The sequence below is a fragment of the uncultured Desulfosarcina sp. genome (assembly GCF_963664155.2).
Taxonomy (GTDB): Bacteria; Desulfobacterota; Desulfobacteria; order Desulfobacterales; family Desulfosarcinaceae; genus Desulfosarcina.
Genome location: NZ_CAXXXH010000001.1, coordinates 428205 through 449884 on the forward strand (window position 1 = coordinate 428205; position 21680 = coordinate 449884).

Sequence of the window (21680 nt, forward strand, 5' to 3'; positions counted from 1 at the left end):
TTGCATTTAAACATCTTCATCACTGCCATGCCGGGCTGGCAACGTTCACCGGATCGGCATGATCCGCACCGCGATCTCCGCAATCGTCCAGGAGAGCCATCGGGGTGGCAGTTTTACCCTATCAATGGCCACCAATTCTAATCGCATTGAAAAACCGTTGTCCACTGACAATGTTAATTGTCAATGGCGGCGGAAGACGTGGCCAAATGCCCGCTTGGATGGTGAGGTGATCGAATGGCGAATGACAGCTTGAAGATAAAGTGGAATAGATATGTATTGATATTGACTCTGATGATTGCGCACCCGGCAGGAGCCACCGAAGTTGAAAACGTCGTTTTCGACAAACAGGTGGTGGTTGGCCAACAGGCATTGGAAATCAAAGGTGCCGGGGTGCTGCGTTATCTGCGTTTCATCAGGGCCTACGCAGGGGCCTTATACACCCTGCCCGGCGTGGAACCCGCAACCATCCTTTCCGACACCCCCAAGCGGCTGGAAGTCGAATACTTTCACGCCTTGAAAGGCGAGGACTTCGGGCCGGCCACCTACAAGGGATTATCAAAGAACCTGGATGCAGTGGAGATCGAAAGGCTGCGGCCACGCATCGACTACCACAACAGCCTATACGTGGATGTCCAGCCAGGTGACCGCTACGCCCTAACCTACCTTCCCGGCGTAGGCACGGAACTATCCTTCAACGGTCGGCCCATGGGGGTCATCGAGGGGGCGGATTTTGCAGGGGCTATTTTCTCCCTTTGGCTGGGGGAAAACCCATATGATCCGCAATTCAAGAACGCCCTGCTGGGAATAGACGGTTAACCCCCATGCAAACCGCATCCTTTAAAACGCGTTTGGCTTATGCCTTGCCGGCCTTCGCCCTGGCGATTATCGGTATACCGGTGTACGTGTATATTCCCAAGTTCTACACCGATGTGGTGGGGATTGACATTGCCACGGCGGGCGCCCTGCTCTTCGGCGTGCGCCTTTTCGATGCTGTCACCGACCCGCTCATGGGCACCCTGTCCGACCGGACCCGTTCCCGTTTCGGTCGCCGCAGGCCCTATATCGTGGTCGGTTCCATCCTCATCGCCGTAGCCCTGATTTTTCTTTTCAACCCCCCGGCGGCATCGATCGCCCGGAATACTGCCTGGTTTGCCTTCTGGATCTACGCCCTGTTTCTCTTTTGGACCTTGGTCACAGTTCCCTATGAGTCATTGGGTCCGGAGATCACCTATGACACCGACGCAAGAACGGCCTTGTTTGCCTGGCGGGATGGTTTCCTGATCGCCGGCACCCTGGCTGCGGCAGCTTCTCCGGCCCTGGTGCAGGCCATCTTCCAGACCGGTAACGATGCAGCCGGCCAACACAGCCAATTTTTCTGGATTTCCGTGATCTATGCCCCTTTGGTTGTGGGAATGTGCGGATGGTGCGTCAGGGTCATCCGCGAACGGGACGATGTGCCTTCGGTCGCCGCAGCCGTAGGCTGGCGGGATCTTCGAACGGTCTTTGCCAACCGACCGTTCATGATTCTTCTGGCGGCCTATACCATCAGCGCCATCGGCAGCAACCTGCCGGCCACATTGATTCTCTATTATGTGCAATACGTGCTCGGTTCAAGCCAGGCTAACCTGTTTCTTCTTCTCTACTTCGTGACCGGTATCCTCCTCCTTCCGGTCTGGGTCCGCCTGGCCCATCGCTTCGGCAGAAAAGAGACCTGGATTGCCTCCATGGCGGTCAACACCGGGGCCTTCATGGGCGTATTTTTTCTGGGTCCGGGCGACGCCGCCATCTACGCGGTCTTGGTGGTGGTGTCCGGCATTGGATTTGGTGCCACCCTGGCCCTGCCCTCGGCCATCCAGGCGGATGTGATCGATTACGACGAACTGAAAACCGGCCGCCGCCGGGAAGGCCAGTATATCGGCCTGTGGTCCATCTCCAAGAAGCTTGCGGCCGCCGTAGGCGTAGGCTTGGGCCTGGCCGTTCTCGGCGCAACCGGATACACGCCCAATGTTCCTCAGGCCGACACGGTTCGCCTTGCCCTGCGGGTCCTTTACGCATTGGTGCCTTCGATTTGCAACCTGCTGGCCATTGCCATCGCGCTGTATTATCCCATCAGCGGTGACACCCATGGCCGCATCCGGGCGGCCATCGACCGGCGACAGGCGGGGCATCGGGTTGCGGACCCGCTGAAACCCTCTGAAATGATCGGATAGGAAAAATGACCATGGAAAACTGGACGACCATACCGCTGATCAACCTGGCCACCGTCGCCGCGATGATGACCATGGGCTGGATTTTCAGTGTATTGCGGCGCAACGTCACCATTGTAGACAGCCTGTGGGGCTTGGGGTTCGTGCTGGTGTCCGGCGTCACCTTTTGGACGGGAAACGGATTTGCCGGCCGAAGCCTGCTGATCCTGATCCTGACCGCCGCCTGGGGATTGCGCCTTGCCGGATATCTGACCTGGCGCAACTGGGGCAAACCGGAAGACCACCGCTACGGCCAGTGGCGTGAAAATAGCGGCCAACCATTCTGGATTGTCAGCCTCTTCAAAGTATTCTGGCTGCAGGCGGTCTTTCTTTGGGTCATCTCCCTGGTACTGCAGAAGGCCCAGCTGTCGTCAGCCCCATCCCGGTTCACGGCACTGGACGTCATGGGAACGCTGGTGTGGGTGTTCGGCTTTGTTTTCGAAGCGGTTGGCGACTGGCAACTGGCCCGATTCAAGGCCGATCCGGCTAACCGCGGTCTCGTTATGAACCGGGGCTTGTGGGCCTGGAGCCGCCATCCCAACTATTTCGGAGAATTTCTGATCTGGTGGGGTTTTTTCATGGTGGCTCTGGCAACGCCGGGCGGGTGGTGGACGATGATCAGTCCAATTATCATTTCCATTGTACTGCTGAAAATGACCGGCGTGCCGCTGACCGAATCGGCTCTCAAGACCCGGCGTCCCGGCTACGCCGAATACATTGGCCGCACCAGCACCTTCTTTCCGCGGCCCCCTCGGAGGAAAAACCGATGAAAGGGCTCATCGATCTGGCCGAACGGGCCTGGCTTCCAGACCCGTTGGTAAGGCTTGGCATCCGCCGCCTGAACCGCATGCGGCTCAGGGCGGAAGCCGGACGGCATGGCCGTAACCGTGGGCAGGCGATTGCCGAACTCGTGAAAACCATGGCCCAAAGTCCCGTGGCTCTTGCCACGGACAAGGCCAACGATCAGCACTACGAGGTTCCGGCCGCCTTTTTCGAACGGGTGATGGGAGAACATCTGAAATACAGCAGCGGTTTCTGGAATCCCGGTGTAACATCCTTGGACCAAGCCGAAGCGGATATGCTGGCGATCACCGCCGAACGTGCCGGGCTGGCCGACGGCATGGACGTGCTGGAGCTTGGATGCGGCTGGGGGTCCCTGACTCTGTGGAATGCCGCTCACTACCCCAACAGCCGCATCACGGCGGTTTCCAATTCAATTTCCCAGCGCCGCTTCATCGAAAATCGCTGCCGGGAACGAGGACTCGACAACGTTCAGGTGATCACCGCCGATATGAACCATTTTTCGACCGATCGACGTTTCGATCGCATCGTCTCGGTGGAGATGTTCGAACACATGCGCAACTGGCAGTCGCTCCTGGCAAGAATCGACGCCTGGCTGAAGGATCGCGGACGCCTCTTCATTCATATCTTCAGCCACCGCCAATTTGCCTATCCTTTCGAGACCGGCGGTGATGACAACTGGATGGGACGATTCTTTTTCACCGGCGGAATGATGCCCAGCGATGACCTGATTTACCGTTTTCAGCAACACCTCATGGTGGAAAAGCACTGGCGGGTCAACGGCAACCATTACCGCAAAACCGCCGATGCCTGGCTGGCCAATATGGACGCCCGGAAAGATTCAATCATTCCGATCATGGCAGATGTTTATGGAGAAACGGATGCCGCATTGTGGTTTCAGCGCTGGCGGATCTTTTTCATGGCCTGCAGCGAACTGTGGGGATATGCCGATGGACAGGAATGGATGGTATCTCACTACCGGTTGAAAAAAGTGGCGGTGGGTGAAGGACAGCATAGCTGACTTGAATCGAAGCAGATTACCAAATTTAAATTGTATATCTTCTTTCCATTTTTTCGGTTGGGGCTGTGGCTATCTGCCGTCTGATACAGGGTGATAGGTGCATTTTCGGTAAAGTAACCTGCACGGTTCTTTTTGGGAAGCAAATGGTCAAACTCCTGACACCAACTCTTCATTTCTTCGAAATCTCCGTCCCATTTGCCCTCCTTTGTTCTGCACCGAGGCAGGCCCAATGAACCCACCCCGGTGTGCCTCTTTTGCGGTTCTCTATCAGCACATTTCGTTACTCATTCCACCACATGGTGGTATAGGCGGTTCCTTTTTTCTCAGGATTTTCAGCGATCGTCACCTCAGTGGTCAGCATCAGCCCGGATACTGAGGCGGCGTTTTAAATGGCGGACCGCACTACCTTGGTGAGGCCGATGACACCAGCCGCCAAGAGGTTCGTCCAACCGTCGCTCAGGGTCAATCAACATCCCTGGGACGAAATTGCACTGTAAAATAAAGGTTTCTTATGCCAAACCGATCAAGTGGGATAATTACAGAGTGGTCTTTCATCAAACCTTGAGGGAATACGACAGATAGTGGTACTTCACCTGAAATAGTACCCTCACCTGCACATCGATGGCACTCATAGTAACCGATGTGTCCATATCCTCGGCACGTCCGACAAACCGTTTGAGCTGGAACCCTTATGGTTACGGTACCCCCTCGTGTCGCCTGCTCCCTGGTGATTGGGACCTCAAGCGTCAGATTTTGGACCCTACTGGATTTTATAGGATTAACGCTTGAGAAATTGTCCCATAACCAATCAAATATCTCGTCAAAGGAGGGTGAAAACGTTTCAAAGGAGTGAATGGGTGAAATCTTTCCCAAATCAACAGGGCCACTCCCAGGAATCAGCGGTTCTGGTTCCGAAGTTGGCGTGATGCCTGGAACACTTCTAACCCGTTGGTCCGGTAGAGACCTTTCATAAGCTTTTCGCTTAACGGGATTTCCTAATACTGAATAGGCTTCATGGATTTGCTGAAAAGGCTCACTGTCACCCCCATAGTGATCCGGGTGGAAAGCCTTGGCCAATCGGCGATACGCCGAATGAACTTCATCAGATGTTGCATCGGATGTGACCTCGAGAATAGCAAAGTAACTTTTTGCCATAAGTGCCTCCCTTGTCGATTTATGCAATCATACAAAAGCTCTTTATTTTGGGTATTTACATTTTCAATGGGCTTTGTGAGCAAATGAAATTTAACATCCGCTCCCCCCCCCCCCCCCCCCGGCAAACCGAATTAATTTTGGGTGGTCAAATTGATGTTGTAAACAGTTTAAGCTTTGGCAAATCATTGTCAGCTTATTTTCCACAGGGTTGCGCTTGTTGTTCACCGTCCTCAATTATCCCTTTTAATAAATTCAATCGGGAGAATATAGATTCGTTTGCCATGATCGACAAGTGTTTCGATTTCGGCAAAGGTTTTTGCAAATGATAACGTTACCGATTGGAATGATCGGAAGCGCGAATCATCCTCTCCCACCAGTTGCCTGATTTCATCCATTAGCGGTTTCCCCTGGATTAAATGTTCCTTGATTTTAGCAAAAGCCCTCTCACGATTGTTTTGTCGCCTGTGCTCCTTTTTGAAAACTGGCAACAGACGCTGTATCGACAGTTCAACGATGTCGTCTCGAGATGCGGAAACTTGTTCAGCCAATGCCTACAGCGTAGACAGGGACTTTTGGCTTACGACAAATGTTTTCGAATTTGTTTATCCTTGTCAAGGCGATCGGGTGTCAACGATCTGGCAATCGCATGCAGTGCTTTCACATCTTCCATCAAAAACCGAAGGACGATCTCTGCTTTATACCCAATTGAGTGGATAGGATGCTGAGAACCGAAATCACCTCTAGGCGCAGCCTGAATGTAGCCTTTACTGATTTTTTCCCAGCAGATCCGAAAAATTGTCTAATTGTAACGGCGCCTCGTTTTGAATTTCACTTCGTTGGTCAGATCCACTCCTGTCCTACATTACATATATTTATTATATTTTATTAGTAATATACATTATTAATTATAAATTTTGTAATTTCAAGACTGGAAGGTTACAAAAAATAATTAAAACTATTGAATCTATTAAATAAATCATAATTTATTTTCATGTATTGTAGCCTTCTGCATATCCCAGAGGGGGCATCACAGATTTTGGGTTCTATTTTAACTTTGGATTTCAAACCATATTTTGTTTTAACCATTCTATATTATTATGTTAAAAAATTTTAACGAAATGGTCGCATACGCCTTGACAGTATATAAATCTACATTACTTTTTTAATATATTTTTATTAGTAATCGTCTTTGAAAGGAGGTGGAACATGAATATGAAAAAATGGATACCGTGGAACTGGTTCAAAAAAGAGGAAGAGGATGCCGGCCACGCAGTGCCAATTCAGCGGTCGTTGGCTCCAGCTCAGCACCATGATCTGGGCAGGTCATTAGCCCGTTTTCACCAAGACATCGACCGTCTTTTCGATCAGGCTTTTCGTGGGTTCGACATTGCACCATCCGGGTTCAATCGGTCTCTGCTGTCACGCCTGAACGATGGGATTATCAAACCAACTTTAGACCTGAGTGCCACCGACAAAGCATATACCATTGCAGTGGAGGTACCCGGTGTGGATAAAAAAGATGTCAAAGTAGAGATCGTAAACGACACCCTTACCATCCGGGGCGAAAAGAAGCACGAAAAGGAAGAGAATGAAAAAAATTACTATCGTATGGAACGCAGCTACGGGGCTTTTCAGCGGGTGCTTTCGCTTCCGGAAGATGCCGATCAAGCGGGTGTAGCGGCAACTTTCAAAAATGGGGTATTGACGGTCACCATGCCCAGAATGGCTACACAGCAGGCCAATGTGAGGCAGATCGAAGTGAAAAGCGCATGATTAGCATTATTGAATTCTTCAAGAGGCACGTTACCATTATTTGAACCAAAATTTAAGGAGGAATGAGCCATGTTTGCAAGAAGACTTTTCGATTTTCCGTCAGTAGGCTGGCAACATCAGTTTGCCGATCTTGAACGCATGTCCCGCCAGATGGATCGACTGACTCAAGCCGTAACGGGTAGACCGGGGATGAATTGGCTGTCTGCCAGGGTATTTCCGGCTGTCAATCTCACCGAAGACAAGGACAAGTACTATGTCCGCGCCGAGCTTCCCGGGATCAAGGCGGACGCTCTGAATATTCAGATCGTCGGCAGAAACCTGACCATTACTGGCGAACGCACGATCCCGTCCGAAGGCGAAAACATCCGGTACCACCGGAAGGAGCGTGAGGCCGGTAAGTTTTCGCGTGTGATTGGTATGCCCGGGGATATTGATGCGGACCAAGTTAATGCGCAGATGGTCAATGGCATGTTGACGGTGGCCATTGCCAAATCAGAAGCATCCAAACCAAAACAGATAACAGTCAGTTGATAACCGCTTGTGTAAAGGAGGCATAAAAAATGGCTGAATCCAAAGAACTTCAGGTAAAGGATAAACAAGAGGTGGCCAGCCCTGCCGAGCAAACCAGACCGGGTATAGTATTCACGCCCGAAGTTGATATATTCGAGAACGAACAGCAACTCAAGCTGTTGGCAGATATGCCGGGTGTGGCCCCCAACGATGTCAAAATCGATTTAAATGATAGCGTGTTGAGTATCTCTGGAGAGGTGAAACCGTTTGAAGGTAAAGATGAATCGGATGTGCTCATCGAGTTTGAAATCGGAAGATATTACCGACAGTTTACTCTCTCCGAGGGGGTAGATCAGAGCAAGATCGAAGCCAAGCTTGAGGACGGAGTCCTGCGCCTGACCTTGCCCAAGGCCGAAAAGGCGATCCCCCGCCAGATTGTGGTAACCGCCAGATAATTTCTAACGACCTGGAGACCCGAGCTGACGGGCATCGGGTCTCCTATTGGTTATTATGTATCAGGCAAGTGGATGGATTATCTGAAAAAGAAAACGGCCAAGACATCTTTGTCTTTAGTTGGCATCAAGGGGGGGCGTTCAGGTCGTCCCTACGAGAAAGAATCGGTAATTACCACCTCATAATTGAAACCAGCTTCAAATTAACTCAATTCAAAGGGAAGAAGAACCGGATTCTCACACTCAACTTAGCCAGATCATATCATACGAAATGCAAAGCTTTAGGTTTCCGCGATCTATCTTGGCGCTGGATATTTCAATCAAGGTTGTATTTATAGATATCAAAATGGTTTATACCAGTTGATGCTCACCCTTGATCACCAAAATCAATGTTTTCCCTTCCAAACGAAAAATCATTTAACTTCGGCATTCACTAATGTGAAAATAAAAGGGGATATGCGCATTGCATCACGCATACCCCCTTTTTGAATTTTGGGTCGGGCCGATACTTTAGACGACCGTTACGTTGGCTGCCGACGGTCCTTTGGGACCCTGGACAATCTCAAAAGTGACCCGGTCGCCTTCGTTGAGAGACCGGAAACCGCTTGAATTGATACCTGAATGATGGACAAACACATCCGGCCCATCTTCCTGCTCAATGAAGCCGTAGCCTTTGCTGCTGTTGAACCACTTCACTACGCCGTTAATCATGCTGGCACCCTCCTTTCAATAAAATTCTCTTGCTTCATACATAAAGGGTGCCACTGGACGAACATGACCACCACCTTCATTACGAAACCGGTCCGCCAAGCTGAAACGGACCTTCGATTAACGTGAATAATAACACGGTTATGGGGGAAATCAAGAAAATTGTGTGTCTCTTACCGAAAATTCAATTCATTCGGCAGCATCGGCGTAACAATTTGATAATAAAATCATAAACTCTTTTTCAGGCCAATTTCCGCCAGAATGGGTGCCCGGGTGTTATGGGGTTTGGCAAAAACCATCTGAACGTTGCCAATATAGCGTTCCATAAATCCCCCTTCGCAGTAGCTCAGATAGTAGTCCCACATGCGGATGAACGCATCTTCGAAGCCCAGTTCCCGGACCTGGTCGATGTTGTCGAAAAACCGCTCCCGCCACACCCGCAGGGTGGCGGCGTAGTGGGGAGTGATGTCCTCCAAATGAAACAGGCGCAGATCGCTTGACCTGGACATGGCTGCCAGCAGGGCCGCTATCGAAGGAATGCAGCTTCCCGGGAAAATGTAGCGTTTGATGAAATCAACCGATTTTTTATGCTGTTCGAAGGCGTGGTCGGCGATGGTGATGGCCTGGATGGCCATGAGGCCGTTGTCCTTCAGGTGTCGGTCGCAGACCCGGAAAAAGGTATCGTAGTACTGGTGGCCCACGGCTTCGATCATCTCGATGGAGACCAGTTTGTCATATTGACCGGTCAGTTCCCGGTAGTCGGATCTCAGCAAATGGATGCGGCGGGACAACCCTGCCGCTTCGATCTCCCCCTTGGCGTAGTCGTACTGCTGCCGGGATATGGTGGTGGTGGTAACCTCGCATCCGTATTTCTTTGCCGCGTGGAGGGCAAATCCGCCCCAGCCGGTCCCGATCTCCAGTACGTGATCGTCCGGACCGAGATCCAGCTTGCGGCACAGCCGGTCATACTTGGCGATCGATGCCGCCTTCAGTGTACTCTCCGGTGTCTCGAAGATGCCGCTGGAATATGTCATGGTTTCGTCCAGAAAGAGTCGGTAGAAGTCGTTTCCCAGGTCGTAATGGGCCATGATGTTCTCCCGGCTGCCGGTGGGCGTGTTCCTACGCATCAGGTGGAAGATCTGATTGACGGGACGGGAGAGCATGGTCCAACCCTGGTCCATCTCCCCGAACACCTGCTGATTACGGACGATGATGCGCATCACGGCAGTGAGGTCCTCGGTGGTCCAGTAGCCGAGCATGAACGCCTCGCCCGCCCCGATGCTGCCGCCGAAGGCGCAGAAACGGTAAAAGTCCTCGCGGTGAACCCGGATGGTGGCCGATATTGTAAATTCGGTGGTCTCACGGCCGAAGGTCTTCTCCATCCGGCCGTCCCTTAGGGTCAGCCGGCCATATTGAAGCTTTTCCAGCATCGCCATTACCAGACGGCGCCCTGCGCCATTGAGGGAACGGACTGGGCCGGAAACCGAGACGGTTTCTTTTTTGGGTATAATGGTTGTGGGGGTCATGGTGATACCTCCTTCTTTAAATCACATGCATCTTCTCACCTGGGTGGTCATAAAACGGGGTCTGCTTTAGTTTCAGTTTGAGTGCCTGCCAGTAGATCATAGTGATAACCTTGACGGTCATGGCCGGGTAGAGAAGCAGCATCCGGGTCAGGTTGCGCCGGTTGATCGGTGTCCTGGAAAGATTCAGGGTGGCGTCGAAAACCCGCTGCCCGTCCTTGAAATTCATCAGATGCACATTGAGGCGGTCTCCGGGAACCGAAAACCGCCAATCGTAATCGATGTCCATGGGCATATAGGGCGAAATGTGAAATTCCTTCGAAAACCTGAACCGGCGCCACTGTCGATCCGGATGGATGTTGCCGGCATCATCCAGAACATACAGGTGCCGCTCCCCCCAGGGGGTGTTGGCAATCTCGGCCACGATGGTCTCCAGGTAAACATCCCTGTCGTCGTTCAGGTAGTAGAACGTCACCGGGTTGAAGCAGTGACCGAAGTAGCGCAGGTGGGTAAGCATGCGAATCGGGCCAGTGGGCCGCCGCCCGGTTTTGGATTCCACGTAGGCCCGCAGTGCCCGATCCAGCGGGACCCGAACATCGCCGAAATGATCCCGGCGGCGGAAATAGGCCAGATTCACCCTATCCGCCGACCACAAGGGGTGAACGTTCAAGGCCCCCGGCAATTCGGCCAGATCCAGAAACATAAAGAACAGGCGGTATCGGAATTCATTCCCTATCGGGGTAAAACGGCGGTGGCGGATGGTTCCACGGTAGATGGCGCTGTTCATGGCAACCCCTTCCCGAAGGGGCGGCACACGGCCATGGCGCTGTTGACGCCGTCTTCGTGAAACCCGTACCCCCAGTAGGCCCCGCAGAAGGAGGTCCGATTCACTCCGCTGATTTCCGCGTGCCGGCGGCGGGCCAGAAGACTCTCCGGCGTATAGACCGGATGGTGGTAGACGAATTGGCGGATGATTTTCTCCGGATCGATGCGGTCGCCGATGTTCAGGGAGACGCAAATGGTTTCCGGGGCATCCAGGCCCTGGAGCATGTTCATGTTGTAAGTCAGGGCCACCCGGTCCGAGGCTCGTTCGGGGGTCAGATAATTCCAACTGGCCCAGGCCGCCCTTTTGGAAGGCAGCACGGATGTGTCGGTGTGCAGCACCACCTGGTTTTCCTGGTAGCCGATAGGACCCAGGACCGCGCGTTCGGTTGCCGACGGGTCGGCCAGCATGGCCAGGGCCTGATCGGAGTGGGTGGCGATCACCACGTGGTCATAGTTGTCGGCACGACCGTCGGCGGTCTTTACCACCACCTTGTCCGGTGAACGGGTGATGGCCACCACCGGGCGGTTCAGGCGGATGCGGGCGGAAAAAGGTCGGGTGATGGGGCCGATGTAATTCCGGGAACCCCCTTTGATAACCCGCCATTGAGGCTGATCGGATATGTTCAGAAAACCGTGGTTTTCAAAAAATTCGACAAAATAGCGCGCCGGAAATTGACGAAACGTGCGCGGACCCGCCGACCAGATGGCCGCACCCATGGGGATCAGAAAGTGGTTGATGAAAAAGGCACTGTAGTGGTGGGTGGCAAGGTAGGTTTCCAGGGTTGTCCGATCATCGCCTGAATCGAGAAGCTTGCGGGCCTCACGCCGAAAGCGCATCGCATCGACCAGCATACGATAAAAAGCCGGGCGCAAAAGATTTCTGCGCTGGATGAACAATGAATTGAAACTGCTGGGGCAAAACTCCAATCCGCTTTGGAAATCCTGGAGGCTGAAGCTCATCACCGAAGGCTGAGAAGCAACGCCCAGATGGTCCATCAATCGCGTGAAATGGGGATAGGTTTTATGGTTGAAGACGATGAAACCGGTGTCCACCGGCCAGGTGCGACCATTTAACGGGACATCCACGGTGGCGGTATGGCCGCCGATCGTGCTGTTGGCTTCATAGGCCGTCACCTCGTGATCTTCACTCAGCAGGTAACCCGATGTCATCCCGGAAATGCCGGTGCCGATGATGGCGATGCGCATTAACCTTCCTCCCTGTCTGAAGCGGACTGGAAATAACCTGCCGGAGACATGCTATCCTGATCGGAGTCTTTCAGGCACCGGCCGCAGGTCCCGGACGATGCCGGCCCTTTCCATGAGGTTCAACAGTATGTAGGTGATATCGATTTCCCACCAGCGAAAGCCCTGGCGGGCCGATACTGCGAAGTAGTGATGGTTGTTGTGCCACCCCTCGCCCAGGGTGATCAGGGCCAGCAGTGCGTTGTTCCGGCTGGTATCCGGCGTATCAAACCGACGGGTACCGACCATGTGGTCCAGACTATTGATGGTGCACGTGGCGTGAAAGAGCACCACCGTGGAGATGAAAAACCCCCATACGACCATCTGGCCGCCACTGGTTCCCAGTTCGGGTGCGGCCCGTTTCAGCAGGGCACCGAAAACGTAGAGAGCCGTTGCCAGCAGGATGGGAACTGCCGTATCGAAGCGGTTAAGCCAGACGAGTTCGGGAAAACGGGTCCACTCTTGGACATACCGGTAAGGGGTCACAAAGTTGGCCCGTGAGGTAAGCCACCCCATGTGGCTCCACCAGAAACCGTGCTGTGAGGGGCTGTGGACATCTTTTTCCGTATCGACGAATCGATGGTGATGGCGATGATGCCCTGCCCACCACAAGGGGCCCCGCTGTGCCGAGGCATTGCCTATGACGGCAAAGGCAAACTGCCAGCCGCGTCCGGTCTTGAATGCCTTGTGGGAAAAATAGCGGTGATAAAAACCGGTGATGGCAAACATGCGCAGCAGGTAGAGGACAACGGCCGTCCACACCGCCACCGGACTCCACCCCACCCAAATCACGCCCAGACATGCCAAGTGAAGCAGAACAAACGGAAGGATTCTCGGCCAATCGACCGTCTTTTCGAAACCGCCTGATTGAAGGTTCTCCATCCCCGCTTCTGAATCAATCCATCTCAAGAAGGCATATATGTAGTTATTGACCATTCATCTATTTCTCGTTCGGTGGTTGGACTTTCTGATTGTGCAACGCTCGGATCGAAAGGAGAAGATGTTCAGTTCACACCCTACTTCCATTTTAAAATGACCCAGCCGTCAAGTCAATTCTAAGGAATGTATCTGCGAAAACAATGGGGAGCCATCGACGGCACTCTGGTAGGTAGAAACTATCGATGCAAACAGATCGGAAAGGTGCCACGGGCAGCATCCCGGCAGTCGATTGACAAAATCCATGGGGTCGATTAAGACCGTGGACAGAGTATTGTCCATGGTCCTTTTACCGAATCCACAAGGCTACGGAACATCACGTTGACCCTCAGCACGTTCACCTGCCACTGTTTCGGCGACACCCTGGATGGCCTTCGCGACGGGTTGTCCCACTTCTCCGGCCCCAGCCGGGCGGCTATTGTTTTTGCCCTTGGAGCCGATGATCCCATGTTCATCTTCGATCCGCAGAATCTTCTATCCGGTCACGAACCCCGCCTGAAGGAATTGTATATCGAAAACCAGGAGTGGCGAAACCACCTTCCCATCCACCGCGGCAGCCTGAAATACAGCCACATCAAACCGGAAAAGAATCTTCAAATGACCGGCCTGATCTCCTACGGCGGCCGATCCGGCTCCGTTTACTACCAGATGTGGTTTACCGAGCATCACCCGGACATGTGCAGCACCGGCCCCACCGAACGCTGGTTGGAGCACGCCGCTTGGCGCTTCTCCCACGACATGGCCAGCGAGAGTGTTTTCTACACCGGTATTTCGGGCGGTTTTTTGCGGGAATACGCCACCCATGCCGTCCGCGATGATGTGGTGGACCGCATGAACGTGCTGCTGGGCTGGGACACCCGGCTGCGCATTTATCCCATCCTGGATGCGATCCTGGAACTGTCACGGACACGGGAAGAGGGTGCCTGGCCCCGGGGGGAGCTGGTTTTCGTAGAACCCCAGACAGTGGCCCGCATGCCTTTCCTGGCCCAGTTCTCACCGTCTGAACAGCCTACCATGGAAAACATCAAGCATGTGCGCAAATTGTTGGCCGCCGTTGAGCAGTCAACCCGGAAACTGATTTCCGACGGCCGCAGCGTGGTTGGAATTGGCGCAGACAGCCTGCCCGATTTTACCATTACCGCCGATTTCAGGGGAGGCCACGGTTTTCTGAAGGTTGTTGACGACACGGTGTGCAGTTTTGCCGACGGTACCTATCAGTCCACCACCCGGCGGGCCAACCTGGTCCATCTGGAAGAGGCACTGCTGGAGTCGGACCTCGATCCGGAAACCGGCAACACCGTTTTTAAAATCATTGTTGAACTAGTTCACCAGGCTGAAGACCAAAAGCACGGTGCCACCCTGGTTCTGGACATGAATCCCTCGCCGGTGGTCATTTCCGGCCAGCGCTTCGACCGTCCCCTGGACTTGCGTGAACCGGCGATCCTCGCGCTGGCCAAATCCCTGCTGCGGGTGGACGGTGCCCTGCATATCGGTGCCGACATTCACCTTCACGGGTTTGCCTGCCTGCTGGACGGACGGGCCATCGAAGTCGAAAACCGGGCCCGCGGGGCTCGCTACAATTCGGCCTTGCGGTTCACCGCCGAGCATGCGAACATAATCATCGTAGTGGTCTCGTCGGACCGACCGGTATCCATCATTCAATCCGGAGTCGAAATCAGCGCCGCCTGCCAATGGAAGCCCATATCATGCCGAATTGTTCAGCCGATCCCCCTGGACCGGTGGGTGGGTCGCAACAGTGAATAGAGATAGTTACGGAGAGGTTCCTTATGAATCGAATCACAAAGGTCTTTGTATGCCTTCTGATCTTGCTGTCTCCTCTGCCGATATCAGCCTTCGAATCGACAAAACGGCCGATTCTCTACCCCAATGCCCATTTTGAAATCATGGGCAGCGAGAAGGCCCAGGCGGATATTGACGACTGTTGGTTGATAGCTCAAAAGGCCGGCGCCAGTGAAGATAGCTCGGCGCAGGTATCCGAGGAAGCGGCGGCTGACGCTGCCGCCCTGGCCGCCGCCGGCGCTGCCGCGTCAGCTGTTCTCGGGGGTGACCCCGGCCGGGGAGCCGTTGCCGGAGCCGTGGGAGGCGGCGTCGCATCCATGACTGCGGGCATGATGGCCCAGGACAATCCCCCCCGGGTGTTCAGAAGGATCGTCGAACGCTGCCTTTTCGAAAAAGGATACGAGGTGGTCGGCTGGGAATAACCGCCGGCCCACCCGTCGAACGACCTGATGGGCTGAACCGATTATCATTTGCGGAAACGTAGAGGAAAAAAATGAAACGAGTTAAACGGGACCTGCTGCTGTTGCTGGTTCTTGCTTTTGCCACAGCGTGTGCCCATATGAACAGCGGTACCATGAATTCCTCAGACCTGGACCGAATTGCCCAAAGAGGGGTCCTGCGCGTGGGCACGGCCGCCAATATGCCGCCGCTGAACATGCTGGACAAATCCGGCGTTCCCATGGGACTGGATGTGGATCTGGCCGGTTATATGGCCGGCGCCATGGGCGTTAAACTGAGTCTGGTGATCAAACCCTTTCCCGAGCTCCTGCCGGCATTGGAGGCCGGTGAAGTCGACATGGTTATTTCCGGCATGACCATCACCCCCGAACGAAACATGAAGGTAGCTTTTGTCGGCCCCTATCACCTCTCCGGCAAAGCCCTGTTGACCAAGTTCAAGTCCCTGGTGACCTCCGAAGACACCTCGAAACTCAATTCCGAAGCGTTTGCCTTCACAGCCCTGGAAGGTTCGACATCTGCCAGTCTGGTCGAAACCATGATGCCGAAAGCCCGTCTGATCACTGCCAGGAATTACGATGCGGCCGTCGAAATGGTTCTCACCAACCAGGTGGACGCCCTGGTGGCCGACTACCACGTCTGCGTGCTGTCGCTGCTGCGTCACCCCGCCGAAGGTCTGGTCTCGCTGATCACCCCGTTTACCTATGAACCGCTGGGCATCGCCATGCCGGCCGGAGATGCCCAGATGATCAACTGGACCACCAACTTTCTCAATACCATGCGGGAATCCGACGAGCTGATCAAGCTTAAGGTCAAATGGTTTGAAGATCCGTCCTGGCTGTCGAATCTCAAGTAGCGTCATGACGTTTTGCGGCAAGTACGGGGAAACCGCAAGCCTGTCGGGACACCCGTCCATCTCCATGCGCATCTAAACACGTTGACCCGCTTTGAGAAAAAACCCCGCTGGCCAACGATCACGTTTCCCTCCGGCTCGTTTACACCTGTTCAACCCATCCCCGGATATGGTATAAAACAGCCATCCGTTTCCCCCCGATAGGAAGTGGATAAAGGAGGTCCTGTGAGGGAGTTCACCAAAGCCCAGAAAGCCCGGCATGCCATTCGTGAGTTCAAGACCCTGACCGACGCATCGGCCATTCGCGGATTCTATCGCCCCTGCGGAAAAATGGGCAAAGCGTTGGAGCAGTGCCTGCGGAACCTGAGCCCGGAAATTTACGGCAGCATGAACGACCCCCGCATCGTGGAACTCAAGGGGCTTGAATACGTCATCGACCGGCTGCCCAAAGGCATCGAAGAGTGCAATCGCATCATCCTCACCGAGGAGGACCCGTTTAAAAACGACACGCTGCAGCCGACCCTCCCCTTGAAACGTCGGCGGACCTGCTACCGCGTGGGACAAAACGAAATGTGTTTCGTGATCACCCGGGGCCTGAGCGAGATATACGACATCCTCACCCATATGACCTTCCTGGTGGTGGAAGCCCGCAAGATCCACAGCCGCATGACCGACGATTCCGGCAGCCTCACCATCGAATGGAGCGAACTGGAAAAAACCGTTCGTCATCGGGACCCGTTCTCCGATGCCGTTTTGGACCAGGCCCTGTGGAGCCTGAGCATCATCTTAGGCCGCCCCTACCGGGAAACCCGGGACACGTTTCACTACCTTGAGGCCAACAAAAAACAATTCGGCAGCAACAACGGGCTGTTCCACCTGATCCACAGCCTGGGCCAGCGCATCGAGGCCGAACACAACAACCGCAATGACGCCATCATCATCTACCTGACCCCGTCGCTCATGCGGATCATCGGGCAGCAGGAGTATGAAAAAAAGTGGGCCTCGGATATCAAGGAGAAGTTGATTCGACAGAACCTTCACCAGCGGCCGATCCACATTATCAGCGCCAACCTCCACAGCGTGTTGAATGTCCTTTACGGGTTTGCGGCACTGCAGACCGACGGGCGGACAACCCAGGGCAACCGGTATGATTTTTTCCATGACCTGCGCCAACATCAGGACGAGATCGAAACGTTTGCCGCGGCGCATGGATTTTTCGCACTGCCGGACCGTTCCGGCGCCCACATTGACTGCCAGTTCATCGACACCTCGCACCTGAAGGGACTGGCGTTGCACCCGGATCTCGACATCACGATCCCAGAATCGGCCGAAACCGCTCCGGTCATCCTCGTGATCGACTATGCCTTCGGCGCACAGGCATTTGAAATAATGGAAAATCTGCTGGATACCTATGTCAAGGACGGCCGCACCGTCACCTTTGACTACAGTTCCATTTCCATTATGGGCAAGGCGGGCATCCTGACCGGGGACAAGGGGGACATCATGCTGGCCACGGCCCACGTTTTCGAAGGCACCTCGGACAACTACCGGGTCGACAACGACCTTTCGCCGTCGGATTTCCCGGACACGGAGAAGGTTTACGTGGGACCTCTGGTCACTGTCCTGGGCACCTCGCTGCAGAACAGGGACATGCTGGAAAAATTTCAGACGGACTGGAAGACCATCGGACTGGAGATGGAGGGCGGCCATTTCCAGCGGGCCATCAGCGCGGCCATCATCAAGGGCAACGCCCGCGAAGATATGCCGGTGCGCTATGCCTACTATGCCTCGGACAACCCCATCAAGACGGGAAGGACCCTGGCCGCCGGAGCCATGGGTAAGGAGGGGGTCAAACCCACCTACCTGATCACCAGGGTCATTCTCGAAAAGATCCTGAGGACCGGTAAACCGGAAAGACCGATGCCATGAAACCGAAAAACCCGCCGCGTAACGACTTTGTCCGGATGCTCGGCCTGTTGGCTCCGATCATCCGGTTCCCCTTTTTCAAAGGAAAATAAATGCGCCGCACCCGGAAGCTTCTCATGGTCAGTCTGGCGTGCGCCGGCATGGTCATGGTCCTGCTGCTGACCGCTGTCCTGACCACCCACCTGCTGGCCAACCGCGACATGGTGAAATCGTTCATTGTCACCAAAACCGCCCAGGCTACCGGCGGCGTATTGGTTTATGACCGCCTGGACATCAGCTTTCTTCCCATGCCCCACTTGAAGGCCCGGGACATTCATCTGCGTCGGCGGGACGCCTTCGATGTCACTGCGCGGGAACTGTCGGTCTACCCCGGGATCCTGCCCCTCCTGAAAGGCCGGGTGAGCATCCGCCGGCTGGCCCTGATTACCCCCGAAGCCAAGGTCTTCATGGATTCGGACCCGATGAAGAAGCCGGACATGCCGGTGGAGAAGACCAGCCGTTCTCTCGAGGATGGAATCAGGACGGCCATCGGCGGTCTTTTTGGCGCACTGGCCGCCATCGACCCGGGAACGGAACTGAAGATCGAGGGGGGAACGGTGACCCTGATGTTTACCGATGCGCCGGATATTCGGATTGACGCGATCAATGCATCTGCAGTCAATGATGACGGCGACCTGTCGCTGAATCTGCGCTGCCGATCAGATATTACCGGCCGGCTGGCCCTCAGTGCCGCCGCCGACATTCAAACCCGGCAGGCCAGCGGGAAAATCACCCTGACCGACATCAACCTGCGCCCCCTGCTGTTCCATGCATCCCTTCCCGGCGGCATCACCACCGAAGATACCCACGCGACGGTCAACGCCACCTTCACCCTCAACGGGCCTGAAGCGGTAAACGGACGGTTTGACATTCATTTTCCCTTCCTGACGGTCATGCGCAAGGGCCTGAGCCTGAAGCTGGACACGGTCGCCGTTTCAGGTGCCGTTGACTGCGCCGGCAAAGACCTGTCGATAACCATCGATTCCCTTAAATCGGCTCAACCGGCACTGGAACTTTCTACCGCCGCCAGCTTCACGCACACGAGTGATACGGACCGATCCGTCGTCGAAATACGTGCCACCGCCGAAGGGCTGGATGTGGCCGTCGCCGGTGCGGCCACCCGTGCCATCGCCGGCGACCTGGACGAGATCCGCACCGCCTTTTCCGTTGCCAAAGAGGGACGCTTGACCGATGCCTCCTATTCTGCCGGATTCGATGTCGACGAAACCGGATGGCATATGAAAAAAATGAAAGCGGCGGGCCACCTGTCCCGGGGTCTGGTTACTCTCCCGGGCATCGAGGCCGATCTTGAGCGCATGGATGGCAACGTGATCTACGAAGACCGGCACGTGGCGTTTAAGAATGTCAGCGGCCATTTCAAAGGGGCCACCTTCAAGGAACTGGATGCCGCCATCGACTGGGAAAAAGAAGCGACCCTGTCGATATCGAGCCCTTCGGTGGCGGTCGATATAGCACCGCTGCATGACTGGCTCACTGCGTTCAAGGATCTTTCAGGAATCAAGAACTATATCGAATCGGTGACCGGCGGTGCGCGCCTATCTAAAGTGCATATTAACGGTCCGCTCACCGAACCGGGAAACTGGGCGTTCGAAATATCCGGAACACCGGAGAATATGCGCCTCACCAGCCCCGTCGTGCCGTTTGCGGTCAGCCTCTCGGGCGGTGAGATCACCTACATGCCCGGGAAGGAGCGGGCAACCAACGTAAAGATAGCGTTCCTGGACGGGTCCTTTGTTTCGTCATACCAATCCAACGGCATCATCGATCCTGAATCGGTAGCGTGTCGGATCGACGGATCCATGGGACCGGAAGCGCTCGCGTGGGTGATCGCGAAGCTACACATCCCCGGACACCTGCAGATGAAACCGCCGGTGAATCTTTCCAATATCAGCATCGATTGGTCCAAAACGAAAACCCTCTCCTTCATGGGGGGGATGAAGACGGCCGGCGGCGTCGACCTGTTTGCGGATTTTACCGTATCCCCGCAGGACTGGCAGATCCGACGGATTCAGTTTGCCGACGGCAGTTCACGGGCAACCGCCGCCGCCCGCAAACGCGCCGATGGAATCGAGGTCAGCTTCTCCGGCAACGTGGGGAAGACCACGGCCGACCGCCTTCTCGAACACAACCCGATTTTGTCCGGCCGGATCGAGGGCGATTTTAGCGCCGTACTCGACACCCGTTCACCGCTTAAGTCTTCATTTACCGGAAAACTGGCGGGAGAAGGGTTGCATTTTCTCGGTCTGGTCCCGGACCCCATCGACGTGAGGCAATTTTCCATCGACGGCTACGGTGGAAAACTGAAGATCGAACCCTCGGAAATATACGTGTGCAATAGCCTGTTGAAGGTCGATGGGATGTTGGACAGCAGCGACGGCAGCCTGACCGTTGATCTCAACGTAGACGCCGACCGCCTGGACGAGGAGTTGATCCGAACCCTCCACCCCATCGACAGGGAGAAAGCGGACACGCCAAGGCAAACCGCGGCCGCATCGGCAATGACGCCGCGGGGAGCGGTCCACCTCAAGGCGAACGACTTCACCTACGGCGGGTTTACCTGGTCCCAGGTGCGGGCCGATGTCCGCCTGGACGGCGAGAACACCCAGGTTCAGATCAACCAGGCGGATTTGTGCGGCATTTCCACCACCGGGAAGCTGGGATTCTCGCCCCGGGGGATGAGTCTGCACATCACCCCGACGGCCACGGGCGCATCGCTTCAGGAGACGGCCAACTGCCTCTGGCAAAAACCGGTAAAAGCGCAGGCGCGATATGACCTTACCGGTGAAATCAACCTGCCGCCGACTCCGGAAAACCCGACCCGATCCATGTCCGGGCATATGGAATTTTCATCGGACAACGGAAAAATCGAGTATTCCAACGTGCTCATGAAGATCTTTTCCGTTCTCAACATCACCGAAATGTTCACCGGAGGACAATCCGATCTCACGGAAGCCGGATACGGTTACGCCAAAGCTTATGCCAAGGCCGATATCGGGGAAGGAAAACTGCAGTTCAGCGAGATCCTGCTGGACGGAAACTCCCTGAAGATCACCGGCCAGGGAACCATCGCGCTCGATACCCGCGAAACGGACTTCTCGCTGCTGGCGGCCCCATTGAAGACCATTGACCGGATCGTCAACAAAATCCCCATCGTCAACTACATCGCCGGCGGCTCCCTGATTTCAATCCCCCTGCATGTCACCGGACCGCTGGCCGACATCAAGGTCACGCCCATGTCGCCACTGGCCGTTGGAGAAGGGCTTCTCAACCTCATGGGAAGAACATTGAAGGCCCCCTTCAAACTGGTCCAAAGCGCTTCGGAATTCGCCGTGGAGGAATCATCCAAATTGATCGCCCCATCAACCGCCGAGTCTCCCCCAGGCACCCCTTGAA

The 21680-nt window shown here is 54.9% G+C and carries 19 protein-coding genes; 12 read left to right on the forward strand and 7 right to left on the reverse strand.

The window, feature by feature from the left end; translation table 11 throughout:
* Window positions 1-234: 234 nt before the first annotated feature.
* Genes ACHZBS_RS02080 through ACHZBS_RS02095 form a run of 4 tightly spaced genes read left to right on the forward strand, consistent with a single transcriptional unit; the run spans window position 235 to window position 4068 of the window.
* The gene (locus tag ACHZBS_RS02080) at window positions 235-816 is read left to right on the forward strand and encodes a chalcone isomerase family protein (RefSeq protein WP_319404870.1); all 582 of its coding nucleotides are present in this window, start codon (window positions 235-237) and stop codon (window positions 814-816) included.
* Between the two features lie 5 nt (window positions 817-821).
* The gene (locus ACHZBS_RS02085) at window positions 822-2210 is read left to right on the forward strand and encodes a glycoside-pentoside-hexuronide (GPH):cation symporter (protein ID WP_319404871.1); all 1389 of its coding nucleotides are present in this window, start codon (window positions 822-824) and stop codon (window positions 2208-2210) included.
* A gap of 11 nt (window positions 2211-2221) precedes the next feature.
* Window positions 2222-3016, forward strand: a complete 795-nt coding sequence (locus ACHZBS_RS02090) for a DUF1295 domain-containing protein (protein ID WP_319404872.1) — start codon at window positions 2222-2224, stop codon at window positions 3014-3016.
* On the forward strand, window positions 3013-4068 hold the full coding sequence (locus ACHZBS_RS02095; RefSeq protein WP_319404873.1) for a cyclopropane-fatty-acyl-phospholipid synthase family protein: 1056 nt from the start codon (window positions 3013-3015) through the stop codon (window positions 4066-4068). The genes ACHZBS_RS02090 and ACHZBS_RS02095 overlap by 4 nt, the downstream gene beginning before the upstream one ends.
* A 462-nt stretch (window positions 4069-4530) precedes the next feature.
* On the opposite strand, the gene ACHZBS_RS02100 is transcribed toward ACHZBS_RS02095, so the two are convergent.
* Both ACHZBS_RS02100 and ACHZBS_RS02105 read right to left on the reverse strand, forming a co-directional pair.
* Window positions 4531-5223 (reverse strand): DnaJ domain-containing protein, encoded by a 693-nt coding sequence (locus tag ACHZBS_RS02100; protein ID WP_319404874.1) that lies wholly within the window; start codon window positions 5221-5223, stop codon window positions 4531-4533.
* A 230-nt stretch (window positions 5224-5453) separates the two neighbouring features.
* Entirely contained in the window at window positions 5454-5771 is a 318-nt protein-coding gene (locus ACHZBS_RS02105) for a hypothetical protein (RefSeq protein ID WP_319404875.1), read from the reverse strand.
* A gap of 658 nt (window positions 5772-6429) precedes the next feature.
* On the opposite strand from ACHZBS_RS02105, the gene ACHZBS_RS02110 reads away from it, so the two are divergent.
* The 3 genes from ACHZBS_RS02110 (at window position 6430) to ACHZBS_RS02120 (ending at window position 7961) form a co-directional block, all read left to right on the forward strand.
* On the forward strand, window positions 6430-6996 hold the full coding sequence (locus ACHZBS_RS02110) for an Hsp20/alpha crystallin family protein (protein WP_319404876.1): 567 nt from the start codon (window positions 6430-6432) through the stop codon (window positions 6994-6996).
* Window positions 6997-7065: 69 nt separating this feature from the next.
* Entirely contained in the window at window positions 7066-7527 is a 462-nt protein-coding gene (locus ACHZBS_RS02115; RefSeq protein WP_319404877.1) for an Hsp20/alpha crystallin family protein, read from the forward strand.
* 29 nt (window positions 7528-7556) lie between these two features.
* Window positions 7557-7961 carry an Hsp20/alpha crystallin family protein gene (locus tag ACHZBS_RS02120; protein ID WP_319404878.1) on the forward strand — a complete coding sequence of 135 codons (405 nt, stop codon included), beginning with the start codon at window positions 7557-7559 and terminating at the stop codon, window positions 7959-7961.
* Between the two features lie 507 nt (window positions 7962-8468).
* On the opposite strand, the gene ACHZBS_RS02125 is transcribed toward ACHZBS_RS02120, so the two are convergent.
* The 5 genes from ACHZBS_RS02125 to ACHZBS_RS02145 form a co-directional block, all read right to left on the reverse strand.
* Window positions 8469-8669: a cold-shock protein gene (locus ACHZBS_RS02125; protein WP_319404879.1), complete on the reverse strand. Its 201-nt coding sequence runs from the start codon at window positions 8667-8669 to the stop codon at window positions 8469-8471.
* A 224-nt stretch (window positions 8670-8893) separates the two neighbouring features.
* A complete protein-coding gene (locus ACHZBS_RS02130; RefSeq protein WP_319404880.1) occupies window positions 8894-10192 on the reverse strand; it encodes a cyclopropane-fatty-acyl-phospholipid synthase family protein in 1299 nt (432 codons plus the stop codon).
* 16 nt (window positions 10193-10208) lie between these two features.
* The gene (locus ACHZBS_RS02135; RefSeq protein ID WP_319404881.1) at window positions 10209-10976 is read right to left on the reverse strand and encodes a DUF1365 domain-containing protein; all 768 of its coding nucleotides are present in this window, start codon (window positions 10974-10976) and stop codon (window positions 10209-10211) included.
* Window positions 10973-12220: an FAD-dependent oxidoreductase gene (locus ACHZBS_RS02140; protein ID WP_319404882.1), complete on the reverse strand. Its 1248-nt coding sequence runs from the start codon at window positions 12218-12220 to the stop codon at window positions 10973-10975. The genes ACHZBS_RS02135 and ACHZBS_RS02140 overlap by 4 nt, the downstream gene beginning before the upstream one ends.
* Window positions 12221-12271: 51 nt before the next feature.
* Window positions 12272-13138: an acyl-CoA desaturase gene (locus tag ACHZBS_RS02145; protein ID WP_319404883.1), complete on the reverse strand. Its 867-nt coding sequence runs from the start codon at window positions 13136-13138 to the stop codon at window positions 12272-12274.
* Between the two features lie 375 nt (window positions 13139-13513).
* Here ACHZBS_RS02145 and ACHZBS_RS02150 point away from each other — a divergent pair, with 375 nt between their 5' ends.
* From ACHZBS_RS02150 to ACHZBS_RS02170, 5 genes are all read left to right on the forward strand, one after another.
* Entirely contained in the window at window positions 13514-14956 is a 1443-nt protein-coding gene (locus tag ACHZBS_RS02150; RefSeq protein ID WP_319404884.1) for a DNA integrity scanning protein DisA nucleotide-binding domain protein, read from the forward strand.
* A gap of 23 nt (window positions 14957-14979) precedes the next feature.
* On the forward strand, window positions 14980-15414 hold the full coding sequence (locus tag ACHZBS_RS02155; RefSeq protein WP_319404885.1) for a hypothetical protein: 435 nt from the start codon (window positions 14980-14982) through the stop codon (window positions 15412-15414).
* A 71-nt stretch (window positions 15415-15485) separates the two neighbouring features.
* The gene (locus tag ACHZBS_RS02160; protein WP_319404886.1) at window positions 15486-16304 is read left to right on the forward strand and encodes a transporter substrate-binding domain-containing protein; all 819 of its coding nucleotides are present in this window, start codon (window positions 15486-15488) and stop codon (window positions 16302-16304) included.
* 222 nt (window positions 16305-16526) lie between these two features.
* Window positions 16527-18230 (forward strand): DUF6909 family protein, encoded by a 1704-nt coding sequence (locus ACHZBS_RS02165; protein WP_319404887.1) that lies wholly within the window; start codon window positions 16527-16529, stop codon window positions 18228-18230.
* An 89-nt stretch (window positions 18231-18319) separates the two neighbouring features.
* Window positions 18320-21679: an AsmA-like C-terminal domain-containing protein gene (locus ACHZBS_RS02170; protein WP_319404888.1), complete on the forward strand. Its 3360-nt coding sequence runs from the start codon at window positions 18320-18322 to the stop codon at window positions 21677-21679.
* The last annotated feature ends 1 nt before the right edge of the window (window position 21680 follow it).